Below are 24255 nucleotides of genomic sequence, written 5' to 3' on the forward strand. Positions count from 1 at the left end.
GGTTATAATAGAAGAAACAGGCGATAGGAGCGGAAATATGGACCAGGAAAAGATCAGGCAATGTCGGAACGAAGTAAAGAAAATCTATGAGCTGTTCGATGCCAGCCATGATTGGCAGCATATTGAACGCGTGTTGAAAAATGCGGAAATCATATTGGAACAAGAGCAGGCGGATGCATTCATCGTCGAACTCGCGGTGCTATTGCACGACGTTTCGGACCCGAAATATAAAAAGCCTGAAGAGGATTTGGAGCAGGATATCCTGGATCGTCTGGCGCTTCCGGACGTCCAGCGGCAAAAGATCCAGGATATTATAGCGTCGGTGTCCTTTAAAGGCGGCAACGGCAAGCCGACAACAAGCATCGAAGCGAAAATCGTCCAGGACGCCGACCGCTTGGATGCCATCGGGGCAATCGGCATCGCACGGGCATTTGCCTATGGCGGAGCCAAAGGGCGAAAGCTCTACGATTGGAGCGAAAAAGCACGTACAGAAATGACTGAGCAGGAATACCGGGAAGCGCAAACAAGCAGTGTCACGCATTTCTATGAAAAGCTTTTACTGCTGAAAGATCAAATGACTACGGAAACTGGAGAGCAGATGGCTGAAGAACGCCATCAATTTATGCTATCCTTCTTAGAGCAACTACAAACAGAAACGGATGGGAATAAATGAGCCACTTAAATATTACGAAATTAACAAAAACTGTTGGAGCCAAAACATTATTCAAGAATGTCGAATTTTCATTGTATCCAGGAGAACGCGCCGGATTGATCGGCGTCAACGGAACAGGGAAATCGACTTTGATGTCAATTTTGGCTGGAACAATGGATGCGGATAAGGTTGTTATGGACCATCCGAAAAAATACCGGATTACCTATTTGATGCAGGAGCCGGAATTCGATGAGTCACTGACTGTCCTTGAAACGGTATTCTCGGGCGATTCGCCGATACTGATGTTGAACCGCGCCTATGAGAATGCTTTGAAAAATATGATGGTCGATTCAAGTTCCACTCAATTGCAGGATGAATTGATGGATATCCAGGAAAAAATGGAGCAGGAAAACGCCTGGGACATCAACGCCATGGCAAAAACATCTTTATCCAAACTGGGGATCGACATGTACGACCAGGTAGTCAGTGAGCTTTCAGGCGGCCAGCGCAAACGTGTCGCGCTTGCTAAAGCCCTGATTGAACCAGCGGACTTGATCCTTCTGGACGAGCCGACAAACCATCTGGACGCCGTTTCAACGGAATGGCTTCAAGAAACTTTGTTGCGTATGGGTTCAGCCATGTTATTTGTTACGCATGACCGTTACTTCCTGGATGCAGTTTCGACACATATTTTTGAAATTGCGGATGAGACCATGTACACCCATAAAGGGAACTACGGGGATTATCTGGAGAACAAAGCGATTCGCGACGAGATGAACGCTTCGTCCCAGCAGAAACTGGAAAACCGTTTCCGTTCAGAATTGAAATGGATCCGCCGAGGTGCAAAAGCACGTTCGACCAAACAAAAAGCGCGGATTCAGCGTTTTGATGAAATCAAAGAAGATGTCCAAAAAGTAAACGACAATACTTCACTGGAACTATCGATGCAAAGCCAGCGTCTCGGCAAGAAAATCATCGAAGGCAAAGATATGGGCGTCGCTTTTGGCGACAAGCAGATCTTCAGTGGCTTTGACTTCCTGTTGCAGGGCGGAGACCGCATCGGAATCGTCGGCCCGAATGGCGCCGGCAAATCAACATTGATGAAAATGTTGGCTGGCGAACTGGAACCGACCACCGGTCAGATGGAATACGGCAGCACGGTTAAAATCGCCCATTTCACGCAGCATTTGCCGGAAATGGACGAGTCCCAGCGGATGATCGAATACATCCAGGAAACATCCAGTGATTTTGAAGCCGAAAAAGGGGTTCGCCTGTCTGCAACGCAGATGCTTGAACGCTTCTTGTTCCCTTCAAATGGGCATGGCACGCAAATCGGCAAATTGTCGGGTGGCGAGCGCAAACGCTTGTATCTATTGAAATTATTGATGGAGCAGCCGAATATCCTGTTCCTGGATGAGCCGACAAACGATTTGGATATCCAGACCCTTTCGGTTTTAGAGGATTTCCTGGAAAACTTCCCTGGCGTCGTCATCACGATTTCACACGATCGCTTTTTCCTTGACCGCATTGCGCGGAAATTATGGACGACAGGCACCGGCCAAATTGAAGAATATCAGGGCCTATACTCTGAATTCATCAAAGAGAAAAACAACCCGGTCGCCTTGGCTGAACAAGAGCTTGTCGAAACCATTGCAGCAGAGCCGGTGAAACCAAAAAAAAAAATGACTTATAAGGAACAGCAGGAATACGATGGTATCCTTGATAAAATCGCAGAAGCCGAGGCAAAAATCGAAGCACGTGAAGAAGAGATGGCGCTGGCTGGTGCTGATTACGATAAGCTGCAGAAGCTGACCGAAGACGTTAATCGACTGACAGCTGAGTACGATGCATTGATCGAACGCTGGACCCATCTCCAGGAAATCGCGGAAGCATGATCCATTAATTGCAGGAGGGATTTTTTGTGAAAATCATTACCATTGAACCGACACCAAGCCCGAACACGATGAAAGTGATCATCGACCAGGAATTGCCGTTTGGCAAAAGCCACAACTACAATAAAGAGAATCTGGCAGATGCTCCGAAAGAAGTCCAGGAACTGCTGTTGATTGACGGTATAAAAGGCGTTTATCACGTTGCCGACTTCTTGGCAGTCGAGCGTATCTCGAAATTTGACTGGGAAGAGATTTTAGCCCAAGTCCGCAATGTGTTCGGTGAAGACCGCGAGCATACAAGCGAAGAAATCGAATTGGATGAGCATTTCGGGGAAGTCTATGTGCATGTTCAGGAATTCAAAGGGATTCCGCTGCAGGTTAAAGTTTTCGACAATAGCTCAGAAGAACGCTTTGGCATGCCGGAACGTTTTGTCGATGCAATGAAGCTGGTCCTGGACCCGACAGAGGAAAACTACCTGCTGCAGCGCAAATGGGCCGATTATGGCGTCCGTTACGGCGACAAAAGCGAAATCGGCAAAAGCATGGTGGAGGAAATCGAAGCCGCTTACCCGCAGGACCGCTTGGATTCGCTGACAACCAAGGAAGAGGAAGAACAGGCTCAAGCAGCACCGCGAGGCCGCAGGATTTCTGCAGAAGAATTCAGTGCGCCCGACTGGGAAACCCGTTTCCAGCTGCTGGACCAAATGATCGAAGCGGATGTTGACGATCTGCCGTTGCTGTCGCTTGCACTGGATGATGAAAAGATGTCGATTCGCCGCCAGGCCGCCATTTTCCTTGGAGATATCAAGGACAAAGCGGTAGTGCCTTACGTCGAACGTGCAATGAAAGACAAGAGTTGGGCTGTCCGCAGAACAGCTGGGGATACCATCAGTGACCTCGGTTTTGAGGAATTCGAACCGATCATGGTTGAGACTTTGAAGGACAAAAACAAGCTGGTTCGCTGGAGAGCTGCGATGTTCCTGTATGAAACGGGAACAGAAGCGGCTTTGCCGGGGCTGAAGCAAGCTGAAAACGATCCGGAATTCGAAGTGAAATTACAAGTCAAAATGGCAATCGCACGCATCGAGCAAGGCGAAGATGCCAAAGGATCCGTTTGGAAACAAATGACCGAAGCACGCCAAGCCATGAAAGAAGAATAGAAAAAAGCCGCTGACTGAAAAGTCAGTGGCTTTTTTCTGCGTTTAAATCAACTTGCTCGAAAGAAAATGTTTCCCCTCGTCTATTAAGAGGTAAAGTTCTCCTAACCAAGATAAAATGGGGAGTCATAATTTACTAGGAGGAACAGGGATGGCAAACAGCATGTATTCAATTGAAATCTTATCAAGTGGAAAGTATGAATCGTGGGAATTTGAAGATCGCCAAAAACGGGATGTTTTTTTTGAGAAAGTGAGCAGGCAGTTTAAAGGCCATAAAGTGAAAGGCGAGGAAGAAGACATCGAAGATGCGCAGATTGTTCAGCTTTCCTCCAATAATCTAGAGATTAAAGCTGATGGGAAATACGATCAGGATACTTCCTATGAATGGTTTGAATACGACATATTCAGCAATATGCTTGATTTCATCAATAAGGAATACGACAAATCGGATTAATTTTCCACAAAAAAGGAAGGTGATGGATATGAGGCTGACCAAAGAACAATTGGAGATCATCGCAAGAACATTAAACGACCGGGGCGTCAGTAAAGTCTGTTCTGCCTGCGGGACCAAAGAACCGGTCATCGTGGATGAACTGCTGTTCCTGGGGAAATCGACGTCCGGAAAATTTCCGTTGATCGTCACAGGCTGCGGCCATTGCGGACTGACGCAAAGCTTTGCGGTCAATAGACTGGTGCCGGGACTGTTTGATGATGCAGCAGTCGACAGAGAAAGTGATCAATAGATTTCGCTGACTACCCAATTCGGGTAGTTTTTTTGGTAGGAATACGTGAATCTTGAGTGGGGGGTATTATAAATGCGGGATGGTATAGGTCTATTAAATCACTTTCTATACCAATAGATACGAATTTATTAGTATTTTTCATTTTTAATAATAATTATTAGGTCCTTGTATACGTTTGTTTTTATTAATTTTATGCTATCTTGTAAGGATACATAGGAGGGTTTCAGGTGAATCTTACAGTCGATGGCATAGTGTTAAATCAAAAAAGAAGTTCGTTGATTATCAGTGAACTTATAAGAGAAGCAGTTGCAGAACACCCACAAGGTGTGGAAGAATATTTAAAGGATTACACGGTAGAAGAAGTCGGAAGCTCCATTATTCTTCGCCCGCCATCGGTTGAAGGCATTCAAATATCATTATTCAAGTCGTCCTGAGGGATGGCTTTTCTTATGGTCAGCCAAATTTTTTCCGGAATAACAAACTGTTCAGGATAGAAGAAGGGGGGGGCGGAATGACAAAAAGCTGTTTCAATGATTCTTTTCAAAATTTCTGTTTTGCTGTATATTGGTAAGAGAAAAGAGTGATGTAATGGGCAGTGCAGTATTTCCGGCGAAAAAGAAAAAAATAGACGCGATGATCAACAAGTATGGCATAGATATGAGTTGGCATATTTTTAAGACTAATTTCAAGACGGATTATCCAGAGGATTGGGAGCTGATTAATTCTGCTTTTGAAAGTTACCAAAAAAATACCAAAAGAGGCAAAAACCATCCGATGCCCCATCCGGATAAATATCTTAAAAATATGTATACAGGTTTTTCAACAAAATAACCAACTCCAAAAAGCATCCAATCGGGTGCTTTTTTCTTATGCGAAAATAGAGGGGAGGGATATGAGCAGGGAGGAAGTAGATCAGTATTCAGGACAGTTGAGCAATGAAAAATTAGATCTATCTAAGTTGAACTAAAAGAGTAACATTTATAGGCCGATTCGGTGGCTATGGAAGAGAAGAGAACAATATTTCTCCGTAAGTTTTGCCGCAAAGGTGGACCGAATTTTTCTGGCACACCTTGATTCACACGATAAGCCGAGAAGAACACTCACCTTATTGCCTCATCTCCTCCTGAGCCGCACCGGCGCTGGAGAACTCTCAGAGATATGGAGCAAAACAGCGAAGACTCCTGCGGCTTAGCGATTCGACCGATACACCGCAGGGAGCGCAGCGGACGAGGAGGATTGGGCGGGAGCCCTTGGCAGCTGGCACCGCGACGTCCTGTCGCGCCACCTGCATGACCCGCATCCTGCGGGCCCGAAAGCGGAGCTGTTTTGCGGAGTATCGGCTAAAATAAATCCTTAGTTCAACTTATATCATCAAAAAACCTCCCTTAAGAGGGAGGCCGGAAAGTTTATTTAGGGTGGATTTTATTGAAAAGGCTTTCAGCTGCTTCATCAATAGATGTGTAATATTCGGTCTTGTGGCCTTCACTGGATGCGATTTCAAGTATAAATGTGTCTTTGATGCACTTGACGATCAGCGTATTTTCGCTCTCTTCAATAGCGAAGGTGTGGGTGATTGAGGAAGTGTTAAAATGGCATGTAATTAACAGCAGATCCTTGATGTGGTTTAACTTCATAACATTCGCTCTCTTTCAGGGTCAGACTTAGCTTTTTCACTCCTTAGTGAATCCGGGACGGGTTCCATGAAAAGTAACATATTTCACTAATTTCAAATAAATCATAAAAAACCCCTGAAAGATCAGGGGTTAAGCATTGTGGGTTGAATTAATTTGCAGTTCCACTATCTTCACTGCTTCCGCAAGAGAATCGAATAACTCTACTCGCTGTTCTGCGAGAAAAGTAAGTTCCAGGGTCGAAGTTAAAGGGAGGCATCTTGCGCGAATCAAAGAAGTACCATCTTTACTGAAAGTATGGATGATTGTGGCGGTATTGTATTGGCTTATGGTGGTAAATATTTCTGTAATGCTTTCTAATTTCATGGTGATTCCTCATTTCCATAGTTGGAAATTGACTAAGTGAAGTCTCAAAGAATCCATTCCATCGTACAACCTTTATTATAACATAGTGATGAGAACCATATTTCATTTATGGAAATATTTATATTGACTCACAAAAAACTTACATTCAAATCGCCAGACTATGAAATTCCAAGCTGTCTGGGTTACACTGTAGGTGCTAAGATTCTCTATACAGAACAAAATAATATGATAGAAAAGAGGCAAAAGCATGAACGCATATGATGAGTACATGAAAGGCATAGTTGTGCCTATGCGCCAGGAATTGACAGGGGCAGGATTTACGGAATTATTGACGGCAGAAGAAGTCAATGAACATATGAGCAGCTCTAAAGGAACCAGTCTTCTTGTCATCAACTCAGTCTGCGGCTGTGCAGCAGGTTTGGCGCGTCCGGCAGTTATTGAAGCACTGAACACAGTGGAAGCTAAACCAGAACACTTGGTGACGGTATTCGCCGGACAAGACAAAGAAGCTACTGCGCAGATGCGCAATTATTTTGAAGAGGTTCCACCATCTTCACCATCAATTGCAGTATTGAAAGACGGCCAATTGGCTTATTTCATTCCGCGTGAACAGATTGAAGGCAATCCAATGGAGCAGATCCGCGATCATTTGGCATATGCTCTTGGACGGGTGTCCGCTCAGTGAAAACGGTCGTCACGACAGCGTACCGGCCAACTTCGTCACTATTCGAAAATGCCGGACGGGTTTCAGCAGACCTTTCGCTCAAACAGGTCCCGCGCAATAAACGTTCCATCGACAGATTGCATGCGGATGAAAGAGCGGATCTTTTGGTCTGTTTAAAGGAACGGCTCGAGTTTTACCCTTTGGGTAAAAATGAGCCGTTCTTTTTTCACCCGAATTCAGCAGCGTTCCGAACTAAGCGGCCACTCGACCAGGATCCGTTGATTGAAATATCAGGTCTTGAAGCGGGCGATTCTTTTTTGGATTGTACATTGGGCCTGGCATCCGATTCGATTGTCGCTTCCCAGTGCGTTGGTGAAGGCGGGCAGGTGTATGGCTGCGAAAGCCACCCCGTCCTTGCATACGTCGTCAGTCAGGGGTTGCAGCAGTATAGCGGCATGCCGCATTTGGATGAAGCCATGAAGCGCATCAAAGTGATTTCTTCTGATGCCGTTTCATATTTGGGGAAACTGGAATCCAATTCAATCGATGTGATCTATATGGATCCGATGTTTACTGAGGAAATAGCGGAAGCGTCCAACTTCACCCCTTTAAGAGGACCGGCTGATCAAGGGCAATTGACGGAGCTTTGGATGGCCGAAGCAAAACGGGTGGCAAGGAAAACAATTGTCTTGAAAGCGCATTTTCGCTCACAGGACTTTGAACGCTTCGGATTTGCCCGGCGTATACGCCCCAATACGAAATTCCATTACGGTGTAATCGTCTGTCACGCCGAAAAATAAGCAATAAAAAAACTTCCTGGATTTCAGGAAGTTTTTTTATTGCTTATTAGTCTGTAAAAGAAAGTGAAGTCAAGTAGCCGAGCATAAACAGAAGACCCAGTCCAATCAATAATGATGCATCCATGAAAATTCCTCCTTTTCAAAAAAACAAGGCGTTGTTAATGACTTTATTGTACAATGAATTTCAAGAAGATGAAACCTTTACCAATAAAATTCGTATAAATAAGCAAACGCATTCCTAAAGCGTTGCTAAAATGTTCATAAATGAAGAGGTGATGTTGATGAAAAATTGGTGGCAAAAGTCGCTGATGATTGCAGTTGCCGTATTGACATTGGGCGCAATCTCCCCGAACCATTTAATCTGGGAGTCGCTTCTGGACGAAAAAGGCCAACCGAAATCACATGCAGCGGAAAGCGATAACAAACAATATATCTATGATTGGGTCGACCCGAGTGAGTTTTACGTCACCGGTGAATCCATTCTTGACACGGTCCACCAATCGGCTGAAGAGCAGTCTTATTTGAAGTTCGGTTCGCGGATCGGCCCTGTAATTCAAGATGAATTCCAGACCATGATCCTGCCGAACATCCAGCGGGCAATTGATGTCCATCTGTCCACTCTTGATTCCGGCAAGTTAAGCAAACTGGCCATCTCTGAAAAGCCATCTGGCGATTACTCAGAAAAGATTTTCCACGTCTACGATACCGAAACGAATCAAGACGAAATCCGTTTCCACGTCAGAACGGAGAGAAAGCCGCAAGTGGGCTACTCGTTCAATTTCCATTACCATTTGGCCGAAGATGATTTCCAAAAGCACATAACCGTTGGCGATATATACTGGTCCAAAAATACACCGCCGAAATGGCTATCCTAACCGTTCACTTTTTGTGGCGGTTTTTTCTTTTGGAGTTTTTTGATTTTATAATCATTCGTAAAGGGAAGTGTGTTAATAGAGAGTTTTTGTTATGATTAAACTTAGCAACGGAGGCGATTTACATGAGGCAATATTTAGAATTATGCGAACATATTTTACATAACGGGGCGACGAAGGAAGACCGGACCGGCACAGGAACCTTAAGTGTCTTCGGCCACCAGATGCGATTCGATTTAAATGAAGGGTTTCCCTTGATGACCACCAAGAAAACAGCGTTCCGCTTGATCGTGTCGGAACTTCTCTGGTTCATCAAAGGGGACACCAATGTCCGGGCTTTGCTGCAGGATAATAACCATATTTGGGATGAATGGGCATTTGCCCAATGGGTGGCAAGCGACGAATACGCAGGGCCCAATATGACTGATTTCGGGCGCCGCGCGCAAAAAGATCCGGAATTTGCGGAACTCTATAAGCTGGAGATGCAAAGTTTTCAACGAAAAGTCATCGAAAATCCGGAGTTTGCCGAAAAATATGGTGATCTTGGACCGGTTTACGGCAAACAATGGCGTTCGTGGGCAACAACACAAGGCGGGACCATCGATCAATTAAAGAATGTCATCGAATCCATCAAAAAAAACCCGGATTCCCGCCGTCATCTGGTCACTGCCTGGAATCCGGAATTCATTGATGACATGGCTTTGCCGCCATGCCATATCATGTTCCAGTTCTACGTAGCAGATGGCAAACTGTCCTGCCAGCTCTACCAGCGCAGTGCAGATGTCTTTTTAGGCGTGCCGTTCAATATCGCATCCTATGCGCTGTTGACACACCTCATTGCACGGGAATGCAAGTTGGAAGTCGGCGATTTCGTCCACACAACAGGTGACACGCACCTCTATTCAAACCACCTGGAACAGGTTAAAGAACAGTTGACTAGAGATCCAAAACCATTGCCGACCCTAAAAATCAACGGGGATGTCGAATCAATTTTCGACCTGACATTATCGGATATTACAATCGAAGACTACGATCCGCACCCCCGGATTAAAGCACCAGTTGCTGTATAACAGGGTTCGCTGGTGATTTTTATGGATTTATTTTCAAATGCAGATATTTTAAACTATATAAGTTGAACTAAAAGAGTAACATTTATAGGCCAATTCGGTGGCTATGGAAGAGAAGAGAACAATGATTCTCCGTAAGCTCTGTCGCTAAGGTGGACCGAATTCTTCTGGCACACTTTGATTCGCACGATAAGCCGAGAAGAACACTCACCTAAGTGCCCTACCTCATCCTGAGCCGCACCGGCGCTGGAGAACTCTCAGAGATATGGAGCAAAACAGCGAAGACTCCTGCGGCTTAGCGATTCGACCGATACACCGCAGGGAGCGCAGCGGACGAGGAGGATTGGGCGGGAGCCCGCTGGAAAGCGCAGCTGTTTTGCGGAGTATCGGCTAATCTAAAATATTAGTTCAACTTATATAGTCTCTGAAGAGCATTAGTCTTATAGCTACATTAGCTTGAGTAGATTAGAACAAAAAAGAACGAGCAGAAGCCGTGCCCGCGGAAAGCGTCCGCCTGCAGCGATTTCTTCAACAATAATTAAAGTTCAAACCCGCCAAAGAGCGGAATAGGAGGAACATGCATGATTTCATTAATGGTAGCGCACGATCCAAACCGGGTCATCGGAAAAGATAACGAATTGCCTTGGCATATTCCAGCCGATCTGGCTTATTTTAAAGAACACACAATCGGAAAAGGCATCATCATGGGACGCAATACCTTTGAATCCATTGGACGTCCGCTTCCAAAGCGCCGGAACATCGTCGTCACACGCAATGATGATTATGAGGCAGAAGGTGTCGATGTTGTCCACAACATACAGGATGCCGTGAAATTGGCCAAAGAAGTTCATGAAGAAGTAATGATCATCGGCGGCGAGCAAGTTTTCAGCTCGGTTTTGGACGATGCGGACCGCCTGTACATCACACTGGTTCATCAGCCGTTTGAAGGGGATACTTATTTCCCGGAATACGGCCGTGAATGGAAGCTCGTTTCGGAGTCGGAACAGCAAATTTCAAATGAAGTGCCCTTTTCGTTCCTGGTTTATGAACGACGCAAAAAGAGATGACCCATGTTTAATTCAATCCGGACATTCTCGTTTCTTTTCGGTTATTTGCCATTCAGTGCAGTGAATTTAAAGAAATTTATCAAGCAGAAACCGCAGCTGAGCATACAGGAATACGATCAATTGATCCACACGGAGCCCCAAAAATGGGCGAAGGGCATTATGGAGCGGACGAAAAGCTCCGTTTCGATTACAGGACTGGAGAATTTACCTGAAGGGCCTGTCCTCTTCGTGAGCAATCATGAAGGGAATTTTGATATCCCGGTCCTGTTGTCGACAATTCCGAAACCCTTCGGCTTCATTTCCAAAAAAGAAGTGAAAAAGCTGCCGATCATCCCCATGTATATGGAGCAGATGAATTGTGTCTTTTTAGATCGAACTGACCGCAGGAGCGCCTTGAAATCGATTGCCGATACGGTCGGGAAATTGACAGAAGGCCATTCCATCCTGATTTTTCCTGAAGGCACAAGGAGCAAGGGGCAAGGTCTCGGAGAATTCAAGTCCGGTTTTATGCGCATTGCCAAAGACGCAGGCGTCCCCATCTTGCCGATTGCAATTCACGGAACATCGGATATAATGGAAAAAAATAACAATAAAGTCTTGCCGGCAGATGTAAAGGTTCAACTTCTGCCTTCCATATCCGCTGAGTCGATAGGGGAATTGGATTCAAAAGAGGCGATCCAATTGGTTCGTTCACAAATTGCCGCAGCTATTTCAACGCTGTCTCAGCAAAAAACAAACTAATTAAAGACGGATTTTGAAAGGGATGGCAATCCTATCAGTTGTTTACTGCTCTGCAATTCCTTAAACTAACTAAAGAAGAAGGAAGTGATTTCATGTCTAAGATTCATATTGTCACGGATTCGACCGCTGATCTAAAACCGGAGGTCATTGAAAAATACGATTTGCATGTGGTTCCTTTAACGATTCAAATTGGTGGAAAAACTTATCTTGACCGGGTTGACCTGGAACCTGAATCTTTTCTTGAACTGATGAAGGATTCCGATGAAATGCCAAAAAGCTCACAACCAGCTCCTGGTGTATTCAAGGAACTCTATGACGAACTTGGAAAAAATGGCGATCAGATCTTATCCATCCATATGACCGGAGGAATGAGCGGCACAGTCGAATCAGCAAAAGCTGCAGCTCAACTGACCGATTCAGACGTTACCGTAATTGATTCACGCTATATTTCCCATGCACTGACCTTCCAGGTTTTCGAGGCTGCCGATATGGCGAAAGCCGGAAAAAAAATGGAAGAAATTGTGGAGCGGGTAGAACAGATCCGCCTCAACACCAAGTTATTTGTCGTAGTGGATACGCTGGATAATTTAGTGAAAGGCGGGCGTATCGGGAAAGGCCGCGCATTGCTTGGCTCCTTGATGAAAATCAAGCCGATCGCTTCACTGGATGATGGAGAGTATACGCCGGTTGCCAAAGTCAGAAGCCATAAGCAAGTGGTGGATTATCTACTGAAGGATTTCATGGAGCGGACCGCCGGAAAAATAGTCAAAGGCGTCGGCATTGCCCACGCTAACGGATTGGCAATGGCTGAACCGTTGAGGGAAAAAATTAAGGAAACGGGTTTTACGGATATTAAATTCGATTTTACAACGCCAGTCATCTCCACCCACACGGGAATTGGAGCAATTGGTTTTATGTACTACACGGATTAATTAGAGCGGAAAGGCCCATTCGAAAAAGGAGAGACACATTTGAAACGCATCCTGTTTATTATTGTCATTTTGTCCATGGGTATAGTAGCGGGGTGCAGTCCAACGTTTATCTTTGGTAATGAAGAAGCTGAGCCTAGAAGCGAGCCGGCCATCAATCCTTACACTGTGCCACCGAATTTTGTTCCTCAAGCAGTGATTCTTACAGCGCTTGGGGATTCCTTGTCTCAAGGCGTAGGGGATACAGAAGACTTGGGTGGTTATACAGGCCGGATAGCAGCCGAGATCCGCACTTGGCAGGGGATTAGAGGGGTTGCTGTTGAAAATACGGCGAAACGCGGCCGGCGCAGCGACCAACTGCTGGCCATGTTTCAACAGGGGGAACTCACTGGCCCTGTGGCAGAAGCGGATTACCTGGCTTTGACGATCGGCGGCAACGATGTTATGCGAATTGTTAAACGCGACCTGTTTTCATTGAATATGGAAGCTTTTGAGGATGAACTGATATTGTATGAAAATAGATTTGATAACATCTTCAAAGCAATCCGGGATATCAATCCAAATGCTCCCATGATTGTTATGGGCATCTATAATCCCTTTTCGCTCATTACGGATGATGTAGAGGAGTTCGATCAAATTATCGCCTCTTATAATGAAACGATGCAAAAAAGGGCAGAACAGGATCCGCAGGCATGTTTTGTGTCTGTCAGCGATTTGTTTGTCGGCAACAAGAACTTGGTTTACCATTCTGATTTTTTCCATCCAAACAGCAAGGGGTATGACTTGATGGCTGAGCGCATCCTGGAGCGGATGGAAGAATGTGGATTGATCTATAAAGAATAGGGGCGGTGACAAATGAAAAAATGGCGTTTCGCTTTTTTTGTTCTGCTTGCGATAAATGCACTGGCATTGGTGGGAATCATACTTTATGTGACCACTCCACCTAAAGATTATACGTCTTACCAGGCGATGGAAAGTACGCAAGCAGCCGGGCATACGGTAGTCGTCAACACCACGAAAGCTGATTTTGAAGGAATCGCCAATACCTATATACAGGATGCTATGAAGGATCAGCCGATTCCTTTGGCATTATCGGTCAATGACGACGTCAGTTTGTCGACAGAGCTCACAATTTTTTCAGTAACATTGCCGATTTTGATGAAATTTGAACCGCTTGTTCAAGAAGATGGCAATTTATTGCTGGAACAGAAGTCTGTAGAAGTCGGCATGCTGGATATTCCTCCTGAATCTGCGTTAAAGTTGCTTAGAGACTCAGTTGAACTTCCTGAATTCATGGAAGTGATGCCAGCAGAAGAAGAAGTGCTGCTTAAGTTGACGGAAATTCCGTTGGACGATGGCATTTCAGTCCGGGCAGCATCATTCAATCTGCAAGAGGACGATATCCGATTATTGGTGACAATTGAACCATAAAGAACGGAGTGAGTGTATGAAGACGGAAAAAGCGACATTTGCAGGAGGCTGTTTCTGGTGTATGGTCAAGCCATTCGATTCATTGGACGGCATTGAAGAAGTGGTAAGCGGCTATACAGGCGGCGATTTGCCGAATCCAACCTATGAACAGGTTTGTTCAAACGCCACGGGCCATGTTGAGGCGGTACAAATCACGTTCCAGCCTGAGATCTTCCCATATGAGAAATTACTGGATGTCTTCTGGACACAAATTGATCCAACGGACGCAGGCGGCCAATTTTTTGACCGCGGCGAATCTTACCAGACAGCGATTTTCCATCATTCTGAAGAACAGCGGATTGCAGCGGAAAAGTCCAAGCAGGAGCTGGACAATTCAGGCAGATTTGAGAAGCCTGTAGCGACACCGATTTTGGAGGCGAAACCGTTTTATCCGGCAGAAACACACCATCAGGATTATTATAAGAAAAACCCTGCCCATTACAACCGCTACTCGGTTGGTTCCGGGCGGACAGCGTTTATCGAAAAGAACTGGGGTGGACAATCATGAAAGACGAATTAAAAGCGAAATTAACGCCGATGCAATATCATGTCACACAAGAAAGCGGTACTGAGCCGCCTTTCCAAGGAGAATATGATCAGCATTTCGAAGACGGCATCTATGTCGATATCGTCTCCGGAAAACCGTTGTTCAGCTCTAAGGATAAGTTCGATGCCCATTGTGGTTGGCCGAGCTTTGCCAAGCCGATTGAAGGCACAGAAGTGAAAGAAAATCTGGATACAAGCCACGGCATGAGAAGAACGGAAGTCCGGTCTGAAACAGCTGACTCCCACTTGGGACACCTTTTCCCGGATGGCCCTTCATCTCTTGGCGGCTTGCGCTACTGCATCAATTCTGCGGCACTTCGTTTTGTGCCAAAAGAGCAATTGGATGCAGAAGGTTTATCCGAATACAAGAAATTGTTTGAATAACGGGTTGCCCGGACAACTGTCCGGGTTTTTTTTGCCCTAAATCTGGAAGGAGACCTTCATGGAACGTTCATTTTATCAATTTGCATTGAAATACCGAGGGAAACTCGACGCCGACGATTATTCACACTTTGCGGAAGCGATGTTCTTGGATCATTCATTCCCTAAAACAGCAACGGATTTCGATCACCTTTCCCAATACATCGAAGAAAAGGCACATCCGGTCATGAAAGCATCGACCTTTGATGAAATGTGGGAAGAATATATAGGGGGATAAGACTCGTCATTGCACTATAGAGAAAAAACCAGTATGATTAAATCGACTATATTAAAGTGAGGTTTTTTAGATGAGTGTTCATATTAATGCAAAAAAAGGCGATATTGCCGATACGATTTTACTGCCGGGTGACCCGCTTCGCGCAAAATACATAGCGGAAACTTTCCTGGAAGATGTAACTTTGTACAACGAAGTCCGCAATATGTTTGGTTATACCGGAACGTATAAAGGAAAACGCATCTCTGTTCAAGGAACAGGAATGGGTGTACCATCAATTTCAATCTATGTGACTGAATTGATGCAGGAATATGACGTGAAGAAATTGATCCGCGTTGGAACTTGTGGTTCAATCCATAAAGACGTTAAGGTTCGCGACGTTATTTTGGCTCAAAGCGCGTCCACTGATTCGAAAATGAATGAAATCATTTTCAAGGGCGTCAACTATGCACCAACGGCAGATTTCGATCTATTGCTGAAAGCATATAACGCAGGACTTGAAAAAGGCTTGAGTTTGCGCGTCGGGAATGTCTTTACTGAAGATGTTTTCTATAATGAATTTGCAGAACATGAAAAATGGGCGCAGTACGGAGTTCTTGCACTTGAAATGGAATCTTCAGCCCTTTACACATTGGCTGCCAAATTCGGCTGCCAAGCCCTATCAATCTTGACTGTCAGCGATCATTTGTTGACAGGTGAAGTGACAACTTCCGAAGAACGCCAAACAACATTCAACGATATGATCGTCGTCGCTTTGGACGCAGCAATCCAATAAGTGAGGCTTATCCTCTCTCAAGTTCGAAAAAAAGACTGTTTCGACAGTCTTTTTCTTTTAATGATTTCCAGTACCTGAGCTAATTATGAAAGTGGTGAAATAGATGGATGATAAACGTCCGGGGGAAGAGCATGAACAAGTTCCGCCAGTAGAAGAATCTCCGTCGCACGTTATTAAGATGAAAACATTCTCTTTTATTATGCTTGTCTTTCTTTTAATAATCGCAACGGCAGGTTTGACCGTTTTCGCATTAACGTTCGGGGACGATAAAGCAGTGGAAGTCAATTCGCCGGAACGCCGCGAATTCGAGAAATTGTATACGGCGTACGACCAAATACAGGACCAGTATTTTGAGGATGTCGACAGAGATGTTCTGGTTAACGGAGCCATCAACGGCATGGTCGATTCGTTGGAAGATCCTTATTCCGATTATATGAATGAAGAAGAAGCAGCTCAATTCCTTGAAGGGATTTCGTCAAGTTTCCAGGGGATCGGCGCTGAAGTGCAGGAGCGCGGTGGATATGTAACGGTGGTTTCGCCCATCAAGAATTCACCTGCAGAAAAAGCTGGCGTCTTGCCAAACGACCAGATTACAGCGGTTGACGGGGAAAGCATCCAAGGTTTCACAACAACTGAAGCCGTTATGCTGATCCGTGGTGAAAAAGGAACAGAAGTCACGTTGACTATTCAACGCGGTGAAAATGCAGAGCCGATCGACATTACCATCGTTCGCGACGAAATACCGATCGAAACTGTTTATGCAGAGATGGTTGGAGACAATGTCGCGCACATTCAAGTGACAAGCTTCTCCGAAAACACCTATCAGGAGCTGCTTGATGCCATTGAAACAATGGAAGCTGAAGGAATGGAAGCGATCGTTATGGACGTTCGCCAAAATCCGGGTGGCTTGCTGGATGTGGCACTTGATATTTCCGATTTGTTCATTGAAGAAGGAAAACCATTATTTGAAGTTCAGGCAAAAGGTGCAGAACCCGAGGTCTATACATCTTCATCAGGCACAAAAATTGATGTTCCTGTTACCATGTTGATCGATGGCGGCAGTGCTTCGGCATCCGAGATTCTCGCTGGAGCGATGAATGAGTCGGGAGACATTAAATTGGTCGGTGAAAAGACATTCGGCAAAGGAACTGTCCAAACAGCCAATGACCTTCAAGACGGCTCTAATTTGAAGTTTACAACAGCTAAATGGCTGACGCCGGACGGCAATTGGATCCATGAAAAAGGAATTGAGCCGGATGTAGCTGTAGCTTATCCGGAGTACGCATCACTACCGGTTCTGGATACATCAGCGGAACTGAAAGACGGCGTTATTTCTGACCAAGTAGAAACTGCTGAGAAAATGCTCGTGGCACTTGGCTATGAAGTCGGAGATGTCGATGGCGTCTTTGAAGAGCAGATGACGGAAGCTGTTGAAACTTTCCAAGAAGAAAACGATTTGGAAGTAACAGGTATTCTGACTGGAGACAGTACATTTGCAGTAATGGATGCATTGCGCGCGAAAATCGAAAGTGATGATCCGCAATTGCAGGAAGCGAAGAAACTTCTGATGGAAGAAGCGGGAATTTCAGCTTCGGCATCAGAAGAAGCTGAAGAAACTGAAGAGTAATTCTTAAGGTCCGCTTATGCGGGCCTTTTCTTAATCAATACCCGAAAGGATGAGACGATGAAAGATGTATATTTGTTCAGTGGATTTTTGGGGAGCGGAAAAACGACCCTGTTGAAGGGCATGATCAGCCAAATGAAAGACCGGGGACTGAAGCCTGCAGTCTTTATGAACGAACTCGGCAAAATGAATATGGATTCCGACTCGGTAGAAGACGGCGTGCCGTTGAAGGAAATCCTTGATGGCTGCATCTGCTGCTCGGGATCCGAGAAATCAGAAGCACAGATCCAGACGCTGTTGGCCGAAGAAGACTTTGACGTATTGCTGATTGAAACGACAGGCGCAGCGCATCCGGTGGAAGCCTTGGATGCCATCTTTTCTCCCTTATTTGCTGAACGCTTGAATTTTAAAGGAATTGTCACAGTTGCTGACAGCAAACGCTGGATGGACCGGGAGAGCCTGTCGCCGCAGATCCGTTCGTTGTTTTTGGAACAGATCCGCCATGCCGATTTGATTTTGGCCAATAAAATGGATTTATTGACGGATGGGGAACAGGGTACGGTGGTCTATGAGATCCAGTCGCTGAACCCAAAAGCGCAGATTATCCAAACGGTACATGCAAAAGTGCCATTTTCAGCCTTGGACAAATTGAAGCCTTCTCCGGCTGGAGATGTTGCCAAAGCGCCCATCTCAAAATTGAACCTGAACGCCAAAGTGCTCCAGTTCGAGGCACCTGTCCAACGCGAGAAATTTGAGGACTGGCTGCGGGCACTTCCGGATACGGTGTTCCGCATCAAAGGGTATGTGCCGCTGGAAGGCGATAAATACCCGCACGCCTTCCAGTTTGCTTATGGAATGGCGCAATGGCTTCCTGAATACATCAAGATGCAGAACCAGATTGTCGTCATTGGAGAAGGGCTGGAAGGAGTCGAGCTTCCATGATAGGAGCGTACCGGAAACTCTGGCCGCAACGGGCGGCTGCAGAAGCGATTACGACACAGGAAGAGCTTGAAAAATACATGCTGATCGAATTGGATGACGAACTGACGCATCCGCGCGTCCGCAAATCCAGACAGCAAAAACTGGAACTGGCACTGGCGCGGATCAAAGGGTCGGATTTGTCACAATCAGAAAAAGATGGCTTAGCTGCTTTGTATAGAAAACTTGCATCACAGTAGATTCGAAGCTGCTTAAATAATAGTCGGCATAACTAAAAGCAGGACGCGAAAAATCATTGATTTTTCGCGTCCTGCTTTTTATCGTTCCCTATTTTATTGCGCGTTCCGCGGTACTGTTGCGGTTTGGCGGGAGATCTTTTTCTGGATCGACAGCAGGCGGATGGATAAGGTGATCGCTCCTGCAGTCAAGCCGACAATCAAGCCGATCCAATAGCCGAAGGCACCGAAATCAGTGAAGTTGGCTAATAGGTATCCCGAGGGAAGGCCGATGACCCAATAGGAAATCAAGGCCATGATGAATGTGATGTTGACGTCTTTGTAGCCGCGTAATGCTCCTTGGACAGGGGCTTGAATCGCGTCGGAAAGCTGGAACAATGCCGCAAACAGCAAGAACTGGACAGCCAATTCAACCACCACAGGGTCTGAGGAATACAAGGCCGCAATCTCGCTGCGCATGAAGAACAGGAGAAAGGCGGACAGGGCACTCAGGATGATGGCGGTGCTGACGCTCAGCCAGCTGTATTGTCTGGCATCCCGGAAGCGTTTGGCGCCGACTTCGTAGCCGACCAGGATGGTGGCGCCCATGGAGATGCTGAGCGGCAGCATATAAAGCAAGGAAGCAAAATTCAACGCGATTTGATGCGCTGCGATAGTGACGGTGCCGTAGACAGCAAGCAAGAACGTCACTGCAGAGAAAATACTGGTTTCCACAAAAATCGAGATGCCGATCGGAACACCGATCCGGCTGATCTCACCCCAGCGGCTCAAGGACAATTTGGGCCAGTCGCGGAAGATGCCATAGGAATTGAATGGGCTTCTCGTATGGATGATCCAGATGGCAATCACCAGGATCAACCAGTAGGTGATGGCCGAGGCAAGTCCGGCGCCGACGCCTCCGAGTTCCGGGAAACCGAATTTCCCGAAAATCAGCAAGTAGTTGAAGAAGATGTTGATGGGTGTTGATAGGAGTGAAATGACCATCGTGACACGGGTAGCCCCGAGTGCATCGATATAAGAACGCAAGGCATTGTAGACGAATAACGGAATCAACCCGATCGACATCGCAAAGATATAGCGGCTTGCAACGTCAGCAACGACCGGCTCGAGGTCCATGAACGCAATCAGGAAATCGATGCCGAAGTAGAAGAAAGCAAAGACGATGGCAGCCAGCAGAATGGCCAAATAAATCCCTTGCTGGACGGCTTGTTTTACTTGTTCTTTTTTCTTAGCTCCCATCAATTGTGCTACAATTGGTGTGATGGACATAAGGATACCGGCTAGGCCAATATAGACGGGAACCCAAAAAGATGACCCGATGGAAACGCCGGCCAAATCTTCTGTTCCGTAGCGGGCAGTCATATAAATATCGAAGAATGTTACCATATACATTGCAACTTGCGTAACGAGAATCGGAAAAACGATTTTCACCAGGAGCAGTATTTTTTCTTTCATGGTTTTTGTTTGGTACATATTTCTTTCCTCCCGCAATTCAAATACAATTTAGCAAATAAAATCCAGTATAGCATAGAAAGGCTTGCTCAAAGCAATCCGGCTATGCCAAATTAACAGATGAGAGTAGGACATGCAATGGACAACAAAACAATTTTATTGACCGGAGGCGGAACGGCAGGACACGTCTCTTTAAATCAGGCATTGATACCAGAACTGAAGAATTTAGGTTTTCATGTTGAATACATCGGCTCTAAAGATGGGATTGAAAATGAACTGATCCGCGACTCTTTTCCGTCGGTACCCTACCATGCTATTTCCAGCGGTAAGTTGAGACGCTATTTTTCCACGAAGAACTTCTCGGATCCGTTCCGTGTAGGCGCTGGCTTGATGCAGGCAGTCAACATCATCCGCAAAACGAAGCCTGCCGCAATTTTTTCAAAAGGCGGATTCGTATCGGTGCCGGTCGTAATGGCTGGACGCATGCTGTCGGTTCCGGTGATCATCCATGAATCGGATGTTACACCTGGTTTGGCGAACAAAATTGCCTTGCCTTTTGCTGACCATATCTTTACGGTATTTAAAGAAACGCTGGCGCATGTGCCAAGCGGCAAGTCTACGTGTACAGGTTCACTTATCCGCAGTGAACTGATGGAAGGCTCTACAGAAAAAGGGCGGGAAATCTGTCCGTTCGACAATGAGTTGCCGGTCCTCATGGTCATGGGCGGCAGCCAAGGTTCAGCGATGATCAACTCGGCTGTCCGCAACAACCTGGAACGGCTGTTGAAAGAATTCAATATCATCCATCTGTGCGGCAAAGGCAATAGCGTGCCGGAATTGAATGTCCATGTGAACTACCGGCAGTTTGAATATGTGACTCATGAATTGCCGCATCTGCTGCATATGACGGATTTTGTGGTATCACGTGCAGGGTCCAATTCGATATTCGAGTTTTTGGCATTGAAAAAACCGATGTTGCTGGTGCCTTTGTCTATTCAAAAAAGTCGCGGCGACCAACTATTGAATGCCAATCTCTTTGAAAAACAAGGTTTTGCGCATGTAGTTGAAGAGGAAGAGCTGTCTGCAGACCGCTTCATGGACGAGATAGCACGCCTGCAGGCTGATAAAGATCAGCTGATTGAGAACATGACACAAGCCGAAGCACCGATTACGGCTGCCGAAATGGCTAAATTGGTAGCTGCCCACGCTAAATAAATTCTTTTCATCACTTTACACTGCCGTTTTACGGGAAAAATATTGTGTGAAAATTCTGATTTCAATATATAATACTTTTAAGAGGTGACGAATTTGGAAATGACATTGATAAAAGTCCATGGCTCCATGAATACCTTCTATATGTTCGAATCGGAAGAAAGGGCTGATTTTGCGCAGCTGGCAATCCGGTTGGCCGAACTGGACAAAGACATTGACGGTATTTTAGTGATTTTGCCTTCAGCTGTCGCACATGCGAAAATGCGGGTCTTTAATAATGACGGTTCAGAAGCGTCCATGTGCGGAAACGGTTTGCGCTGTGTTGCCCGTTTTGTATGCGAACGCGATGGGGTGCAGGAAGCGGTAATTGAGACCATGAAAGCTCTGCTGCGCGTGAAAAAAGAAGAGACATTAAATGAAGGAATTGAAACGTACGCGGTGGAAATATCGCCGGTTTCATTTTCACTCAGCAGTTTGCCGATGAGCTATGAGGGGCACAGCGAATGGATTCACAAATCCTTGCCATTCGTTTCAGAAGAAATTCCATTTACAGCTGTCGCCGTTCCCAACCCGCATCTGATCGGCATTGTACCGCCTGAATTGCAGAGGGATACAAGCCATCAGCAAAAATGGGCGCAGTATTTTAATGGAGACAACGATTATTTTTCAGATGGAGTCAACGTCAGTTACGTGACGCCGGTGGAAGATGGCATCTTTGTCCGTACCTATGAGCGGGGTGTAGGATTCACCAATGCCTGCGGAACGGCAATGACGGCCTCAGCTTTGGTCAGCTGCATGGCGGGACTCGTTCCTTATGGGGATGTATCAGTCTACAATCCCGGTGGCATGGTGAAATGTTCAGTTTCCAGGCAAGGGGATGACATCCATCTTCAGCTTACCGGCAATGCGACTTACCTGTCGGTTGCCAAATTCAGTTGGCCTGCGGATCGGGAAGAAAGCAAAATCCTAAGCTCTGAATCATTGGATGAGCAGGCGTACTATGCCCAATTCAGTGAGCGAATTTCAACATTCTCGAAACAATTTGTCTAATGGAAAGCGGTGAAACAGATGTCCATGCCTTTTACCCACGAACAGTTGGATCTTCTCTATGGAAACTCGAAAGACCCTGTCTATTTTATGAAGCAAAATGGAGACACCTTTGACTATGTATACGTCAATCCGGTGTGCTTTGCTTTGTTCAAAAAAGAACTGTGTGGAACAACATTGGATGACAGCATGCCGCCGGATTTGACACGGGAAATTAAAAAACAGTATTTGATTGCCTTGAAAGCAGGAGAAAAGCACATTTACCGTGACTATAGCTTGTTCAGTGATTTGGACACGGCGATGGAAACTGAACTGACTCCGATCCAGTTTGAAGGGCAAAATTTCGTGCTGGCGATCACAAAGAATGTTGCAGCTCAGAAGAAGATTGAAGAAGATTATTTATTCTATGAATCCCTGGTCCAAAACTCAGTGGACCCGATGATCATGATTTCAGCAGAATACATGATCATCGATTTGAATCCGGCCTATGAACGAACATTCGGAGTGAACAAAGAGGATTGGATCAACCGTTACTACAAGGATTTGCCTGAAAAGCAAAAAGAGCAGTTTAAGACGGGCAAAAATTTGCTTGATCAGTTTGTCCCTGGATCTAAGAGCTCGTCCATCATCATGAAGCGCAGAAAACAGGATGGCACATTGGCGAAGTTTTCAGCCAGTTATTCCCCCATCAACGAAAATGGCATTATCCGGGCGTTCCACGTGGTGTTCCGGGAATTGACCAACGAACTGCTATTGAAGAATGAGCTGAAAAAAACCGAGAATATTCTGGAGAGCTACAAGGATGCACTTAATTACGCAGCGCTTGTCGCAATCTGGAACTTGTCTGGTAGGATAGAATTCGTCAATGACAATTTTAATGAATTAGCCGGCTATAAGCCTGAAGAGCTGATCGGCAGCAATATTTTCAAGATAGGAAAGTCGGTTATCTCCACTGAGGAATATAGAGAGATTCGGTCTGTTATTTGGCAGGGTTCCATCTGGCGTGGACAGATAAGAAGCTTAAAGAAAAATGGTGAGATTTTCTGGGTGGATGCCACGATCATTCCTTTGATGGATGTGGATGGCCAAATTTATCAGGTCCTGTCGATCTTATTCGACATTACCGAGCGCAAACAACTGGAAGAACAGCTTCATTTCATGGCTTACCATGACAGCTTGACAACTTTGCCCAACCGCCGTCTGATGGTCCTGCGATTCCAGCAGATGAAAGAAAAGGCGGAAGCAAAAGGACACCAGATCGCTTTGTTGTATATCGATGGCGACGACTTTAAATCGATCAACGATCAATTTGGCCATGATGTTGGAGATGACTTTATTTATCATTTCGGACAGGCGATCAAGAAAAGTCTTCGTAAGGAAGATATGGTTGCCAGAGTAGGCGGAGACGAATTTCTGGTGGCGCTGTGCGGCATTATTCCTGAAGTAAGCCAAGTGCACATCGAAAAGGTCATCAGCCGCATCAACCAGACACTTGCCGAAGGCTGGGAAATCAACGGCCATCATTTTGCGCCGACTTCATCAGCGGGCATTGCCGTTTATCCGTTGCACGGAAATGATTTTGACGATCTGGTCAAAAAAGCGGATGCTGCGCTCTACCTGGCGAAAAGCAACGGCAAAGGGAATTGCTATTTGTATTCATCCACTTAAAGCCGGTCTGTTTACGCGTCAGTTTAGGGCAGCAGCAGGCATAAAAGCGC

29 protein-coding genes are annotated in these 24255 nt (G+C 45.8%); 26 read left to right on the top strand and 3 right to left on the bottom strand.

Going from position 1 to position 24255, the window contains the following annotated elements:
* Window positions 1-37 precede the first annotated feature (37 nt).
* The 7 genes from AC1MEO_RS02365 to AC1MEO_RS02395 all read left to right on the top strand — a co-directional run bounded on the left by AC1MEO_RS02365 (window position 38) and on the right by AC1MEO_RS02395 (window position 5275).
* Window positions 38-673: an HD domain-containing protein gene (locus AC1MEO_RS02365; protein ID WP_480336008.1), complete on the top strand. Its 636-nt coding sequence runs from the start codon at window positions 38-40 to the stop codon at window positions 671-673.
* Window positions 670-2547 (top strand): ABC-F family ATP-binding cassette domain-containing protein, encoded by a 1878-nt coding sequence (locus tag AC1MEO_RS02370; protein ID WP_480334044.1) that lies wholly within the window; start codon window positions 670-672, stop codon window positions 2545-2547. Before AC1MEO_RS02365 ends, AC1MEO_RS02370 begins: the two co-directional genes overlap by 4 nt.
* 26 nt (window positions 2548-2573) lie before the next feature.
* Window positions 2574-3704, top strand: coding sequence for a conserved virulence factor C family protein (locus AC1MEO_RS02375; protein ID WP_480334046.1), 1131 nt, complete (start codon window positions 2574-2576; stop codon window positions 3702-3704).
* A 148-nt stretch (window positions 3705-3852) separates the two neighbouring features.
* Window positions 3853-4155, top strand: coding sequence for a hypothetical protein (locus AC1MEO_RS02380; protein ID WP_480334048.1), 303 nt, complete (start codon window positions 3853-3855; stop codon window positions 4153-4155).
* A gap of 28 nt (window positions 4156-4183) precedes the next feature.
* Window positions 4184-4444, top strand: coding sequence for a hypothetical protein (locus AC1MEO_RS02385; protein WP_480334050.1), 261 nt, complete (start codon window positions 4184-4186; stop codon window positions 4442-4444).
* Between the two features lie 227 nt (window positions 4445-4671).
* Complete coding sequence (locus tag AC1MEO_RS02390; RefSeq protein ID WP_480334052.1) at window positions 4672-4878, top strand: hypothetical protein; 207 nt, start codon at window positions 4672-4674, stop codon at window positions 4876-4878.
* Window positions 4879-5032: 154 nt separating this feature from the next.
* Complete coding sequence (locus AC1MEO_RS02395) at window positions 5033-5275, top strand: hypothetical protein (RefSeq protein WP_480334054.1); 243 nt, start codon at window positions 5033-5035, stop codon at window positions 5273-5275.
* 575 nt (window positions 5276-5850) lie between these two features.
* On the opposite strand, the gene AC1MEO_RS02400 is transcribed toward AC1MEO_RS02395, so the two are convergent.
* Window positions 5851-6078, bottom strand: a complete 228-nt coding sequence (locus AC1MEO_RS02400; protein WP_480334056.1) for a hypothetical protein — start codon at window positions 6076-6078, stop codon at window positions 5851-5853.
* 129 nt (window positions 6079-6207) lie between these two features.
* Window positions 6208-6441 (bottom strand): hypothetical protein, encoded by a 234-nt coding sequence (locus tag AC1MEO_RS02405; RefSeq protein ID WP_480334058.1) that lies wholly within the window; start codon window positions 6439-6441, stop codon window positions 6208-6210.
* A gap of 247 nt (window positions 6442-6688) precedes the next feature.
* Here AC1MEO_RS02405 and AC1MEO_RS02410 point away from each other — a divergent pair, with 247 nt between their 5' ends.
* The 16 genes from AC1MEO_RS02410 to AC1MEO_RS02485 all read left to right on the top strand — a co-directional run bounded on the left by AC1MEO_RS02410 (window position 6689) and on the right by AC1MEO_RS02485 (window position 18829).
* Complete coding sequence (locus tag AC1MEO_RS02410; protein WP_480334060.1) at window positions 6689-7126, top strand: BrxA/BrxB family bacilliredoxin; 438 nt, start codon at window positions 6689-6691, stop codon at window positions 7124-7126.
* Window positions 7123-7905, top strand: a complete 783-nt coding sequence (locus tag AC1MEO_RS02415; protein ID WP_480334062.1) for a class I SAM-dependent methyltransferase — start codon at window positions 7123-7125, stop codon at window positions 7903-7905. The genes AC1MEO_RS02410 and AC1MEO_RS02415 overlap by 4 nt, the downstream gene beginning before the upstream one ends.
* Before the next feature lie 281 nt (window positions 7906-8186).
* Window positions 8187-8780 (top strand): YpjP family protein, encoded by a 594-nt coding sequence (locus tag AC1MEO_RS02420; RefSeq protein WP_480334064.1) that lies wholly within the window; start codon window positions 8187-8189, stop codon window positions 8778-8780.
* 122 nt (window positions 8781-8902) lie between these two features.
* Window positions 8903-9847, top strand: a complete 945-nt coding sequence (locus tag AC1MEO_RS02425; RefSeq protein WP_480334066.1) for a thymidylate synthase — start codon at window positions 8903-8905, stop codon at window positions 9845-9847.
* A 578-nt stretch (window positions 9848-10425) separates the two neighbouring features.
* Window positions 10426-10911: a dihydrofolate reductase gene (locus tag AC1MEO_RS02430; RefSeq protein ID WP_480334067.1), complete on the top strand. Its 486-nt coding sequence runs from the start codon at window positions 10426-10428 to the stop codon at window positions 10909-10911.
* Between the two features lie 3 nt (window positions 10912-10914).
* Window positions 10915-11652 carry a lysophospholipid acyltransferase family protein gene (locus AC1MEO_RS02435; protein ID WP_480334069.1) on the top strand — a complete coding sequence of 246 codons (738 nt, stop codon included), beginning with the start codon at window positions 10915-10917 and terminating at the stop codon, window positions 11650-11652.
* 92 nt (window positions 11653-11744) lie between these two features.
* Window positions 11745-12584 carry a DegV family protein gene (locus AC1MEO_RS02440; RefSeq protein ID WP_480334071.1) on the top strand — a complete coding sequence of 280 codons (840 nt, stop codon included), beginning with the start codon at window positions 11745-11747 and terminating at the stop codon, window positions 12582-12584.
* Between the two features lie 39 nt (window positions 12585-12623).
* On the top strand, window positions 12624-13424 hold the full coding sequence (locus AC1MEO_RS02445; RefSeq protein WP_480334073.1) for a GDSL-type esterase/lipase family protein: 801 nt from the start codon (window positions 12624-12626) through the stop codon (window positions 13422-13424).
* A 12-nt stretch (window positions 13425-13436) separates the two neighbouring features.
* Complete coding sequence (locus tag AC1MEO_RS02450) at window positions 13437-14012, top strand: YpmS family protein (RefSeq protein WP_480334074.1); 576 nt, start codon at window positions 13437-13439, stop codon at window positions 14010-14012.
* Window positions 14013-14028: 16 nt separating this feature from the next.
* Window positions 14029-14559: a peptide-methionine (S)-S-oxide reductase MsrA gene (msrA, locus tag AC1MEO_RS02455; RefSeq protein ID WP_480334075.1), complete on the top strand. Its 531-nt coding sequence runs from the start codon at window positions 14029-14031 to the stop codon at window positions 14557-14559.
* A complete protein-coding gene (gene msrB, locus AC1MEO_RS02460; protein WP_480334076.1) occupies window positions 14556-14981 on the top strand; it encodes a peptide-methionine (R)-S-oxide reductase MsrB in 426 nt (141 codons plus the stop codon). The genes msrA and msrB overlap by 4 nt, the downstream gene beginning before the upstream one ends.
* A 58-nt stretch (window positions 14982-15039) precedes the next feature.
* Entirely contained in the window at window positions 15040-15255 is a 216-nt protein-coding gene (locus AC1MEO_RS02465; protein WP_480334077.1) for a YozE family protein, read from the top strand.
* Window positions 15256-15325: 70 nt separating this feature from the next.
* Window positions 15326-16027 (top strand): purine-nucleoside phosphorylase, encoded by a 702-nt coding sequence (deoD, locus tag AC1MEO_RS02470; protein WP_480334079.1) that lies wholly within the window; start codon window positions 15326-15328, stop codon window positions 16025-16027.
* A 103-nt stretch (window positions 16028-16130) separates the two neighbouring features.
* Window positions 16131-17654 (top strand): lmo1851 family serine protease, encoded by a 1524-nt coding sequence (locus tag AC1MEO_RS02475; protein WP_480334081.1) that lies wholly within the window; start codon window positions 16131-16133, stop codon window positions 17652-17654.
* A 57-nt stretch (window positions 17655-17711) separates the two neighbouring features.
* On the top strand, window positions 17712-18593 hold the full coding sequence (locus AC1MEO_RS02480; RefSeq protein WP_480334082.1) for a CobW family GTP-binding protein: 882 nt from the start codon (window positions 17712-17714) through the stop codon (window positions 18591-18593).
* Window positions 18590-18829, top strand: coding sequence for a hypothetical protein (locus AC1MEO_RS02485; protein ID WP_480334084.1), 240 nt, complete (start codon window positions 18590-18592; stop codon window positions 18827-18829). Before AC1MEO_RS02480 ends, AC1MEO_RS02485 begins: the two co-directional genes overlap by 4 nt.
* 93 nt (window positions 18830-18922) lie before the next feature.
* On the opposite strand, the gene AC1MEO_RS02490 is transcribed toward AC1MEO_RS02485, so the two are convergent.
* Window positions 18923-20299 (bottom strand): MATE family efflux transporter, encoded by a 1377-nt coding sequence (locus AC1MEO_RS02490; RefSeq protein ID WP_480334086.1) that lies wholly within the window; start codon window positions 20297-20299, stop codon window positions 18923-18925.
* Window positions 20300-20416: 117 nt separating this feature from the next.
* Here AC1MEO_RS02490 and AC1MEO_RS02495 point away from each other — a divergent pair, with 117 nt between their 5' ends.
* The 3 genes from AC1MEO_RS02495 (at window position 20417) to AC1MEO_RS02505 (ending at window position 24205) form a co-directional block, all read left to right on the top strand.
* Complete coding sequence (locus tag AC1MEO_RS02495) at window positions 20417-21493, top strand: undecaprenyldiphospho-muramoylpentapeptide beta-N-acetylglucosaminyltransferase (RefSeq protein ID WP_480334087.1); 1077 nt, start codon at window positions 20417-20419, stop codon at window positions 21491-21493.
* Window positions 21494-21586: 93 nt separating this feature from the next.
* The gene (gene dapF / locus AC1MEO_RS02500; protein ID WP_480334088.1) at window positions 21587-22540 is read left to right on the top strand and encodes a diaminopimelate epimerase; all 954 of its coding nucleotides are present in this window, start codon (window positions 21587-21589) and stop codon (window positions 22538-22540) included.
* 18 nt (window positions 22541-22558) lie between these two features.
* Window positions 22559-24205 carry a sensor domain-containing protein gene (locus AC1MEO_RS02505; protein WP_480334090.1) on the top strand — a complete coding sequence of 549 codons (1647 nt, stop codon included), beginning with the start codon at window positions 22559-22561 and terminating at the stop codon, window positions 24203-24205.
* Window positions 24206-24255 lie beyond the last annotated feature (50 nt).

This window comes from Planococcus sp. BI3 (assembly GCF_056680115.1).

Excerpts from the sequence above, each read along its gene's own strand:
- AC1MEO_RS02365 (WP_480336008.1), top strand. The coding sequence starts at position 38 with ATGGACCAGGAAAAGATCAGGCAATGTCGGAACGAAGTAAAGAAAATC.
- AC1MEO_RS02370 (WP_480334044.1), top strand. The coding sequence starts at position 670 with ATGAGCCACTTAAATATTACGAAATTAACAAAAACTGTTGGAGCCAAA.
- AC1MEO_RS02380 (WP_480334048.1), top strand. The coding sequence starts at position 3,853 with ATGGCAAACAGCATGTATTCAATTGAAATCTTATCAAGTGGAAAGTAT.
- AC1MEO_RS02385 (WP_480334050.1), top strand. The coding sequence starts at position 4,184 with ATGAGGCTGACCAAAGAACAATTGGAGATCATCGCAAGAACATTAAAC.
- AC1MEO_RS02395 (WP_480334054.1), top strand. The coding sequence starts at position 5,033 with ATGGGCAGTGCAGTATTTCCGGCGAAAAAGAAAAAAATAGACGCGATG.
- AC1MEO_RS02400 (WP_480334056.1), bottom strand. The coding sequence starts at position 6,078 with ATGAAGTTAAACCACATCAAGGATCTGCTGTTAATTACATGCCATTTT.
- AC1MEO_RS02405 (WP_480334058.1), bottom strand. The coding sequence starts at position 6,441 with ATGAAATTAGAAAGCATTACAGAAATATTTACCACCATAAGCCAATAC.
- AC1MEO_RS02410 (WP_480334060.1), top strand. The coding sequence starts at position 6,689 with ATGAACGCATATGATGAGTACATGAAAGGCATAGTTGTGCCTATGCGC.
- AC1MEO_RS02420 (WP_480334064.1), top strand. The coding sequence starts at position 8,187 with ATGAAAAATTGGTGGCAAAAGTCGCTGATGATTGCAGTTGCCGTATTG.
- AC1MEO_RS02425 (WP_480334066.1), top strand. The coding sequence starts at position 8,903 with ATGAGGCAATATTTAGAATTATGCGAACATATTTTACATAACGGGGCG.
- AC1MEO_RS02430 (WP_480334067.1), top strand. The coding sequence starts at position 10,426 with ATGATTTCATTAATGGTAGCGCACGATCCAAACCGGGTCATCGGAAAA.
- AC1MEO_RS02435 (WP_480334069.1), top strand. The coding sequence starts at position 10,915 with ATGTTTAATTCAATCCGGACATTCTCGTTTCTTTTCGGTTATTTGCCA.
- AC1MEO_RS02440 (WP_480334071.1), top strand. The coding sequence starts at position 11,745 with ATGTCTAAGATTCATATTGTCACGGATTCGACCGCTGATCTAAAACCG.
- AC1MEO_RS02450 (WP_480334074.1), top strand. The coding sequence starts at position 13,437 with ATGAAAAAATGGCGTTTCGCTTTTTTTGTTCTGCTTGCGATAAATGCA.
- msrA (WP_480334075.1), top strand. The coding sequence starts at position 14,029 with ATGAAGACGGAAAAAGCGACATTTGCAGGAGGCTGTTTCTGGTGTATG.
- msrB (WP_480334076.1), top strand. The coding sequence starts at position 14,556 with ATGAAAGACGAATTAAAAGCGAAATTAACGCCGATGCAATATCATGTC.
- AC1MEO_RS02465 (WP_480334077.1), top strand. The coding sequence starts at position 15,040 with ATGGAACGTTCATTTTATCAATTTGCATTGAAATACCGAGGGAAACTC.
- deoD (WP_480334079.1), top strand. The coding sequence starts at position 15,326 with ATGAGTGTTCATATTAATGCAAAAAAAGGCGATATTGCCGATACGATT.
- AC1MEO_RS02475 (WP_480334081.1), top strand. The coding sequence starts at position 16,131 with ATGGATGATAAACGTCCGGGGGAAGAGCATGAACAAGTTCCGCCAGTA.
- AC1MEO_RS02480 (WP_480334082.1), top strand. The coding sequence starts at position 17,712 with ATGAAAGATGTATATTTGTTCAGTGGATTTTTGGGGAGCGGAAAAACG.
- AC1MEO_RS02485 (WP_480334084.1), top strand. The coding sequence starts at position 18,590 with ATGATAGGAGCGTACCGGAAACTCTGGCCGCAACGGGCGGCTGCAGAA.
- AC1MEO_RS02490 (WP_480334086.1), bottom strand. The coding sequence starts at position 20,299 with ATGTACCAAACAAAAACCATGAAAGAAAAAATACTGCTCCTGGTGAAA.
- AC1MEO_RS02495 (WP_480334087.1), top strand. The coding sequence starts at position 20,417 with ATGGACAACAAAACAATTTTATTGACCGGAGGCGGAACGGCAGGACAC.
- AC1MEO_RS02505 (WP_480334090.1), top strand. The coding sequence starts at position 22,559 with ATGTCCATGCCTTTTACCCACGAACAGTTGGATCTTCTCTATGGAAAC.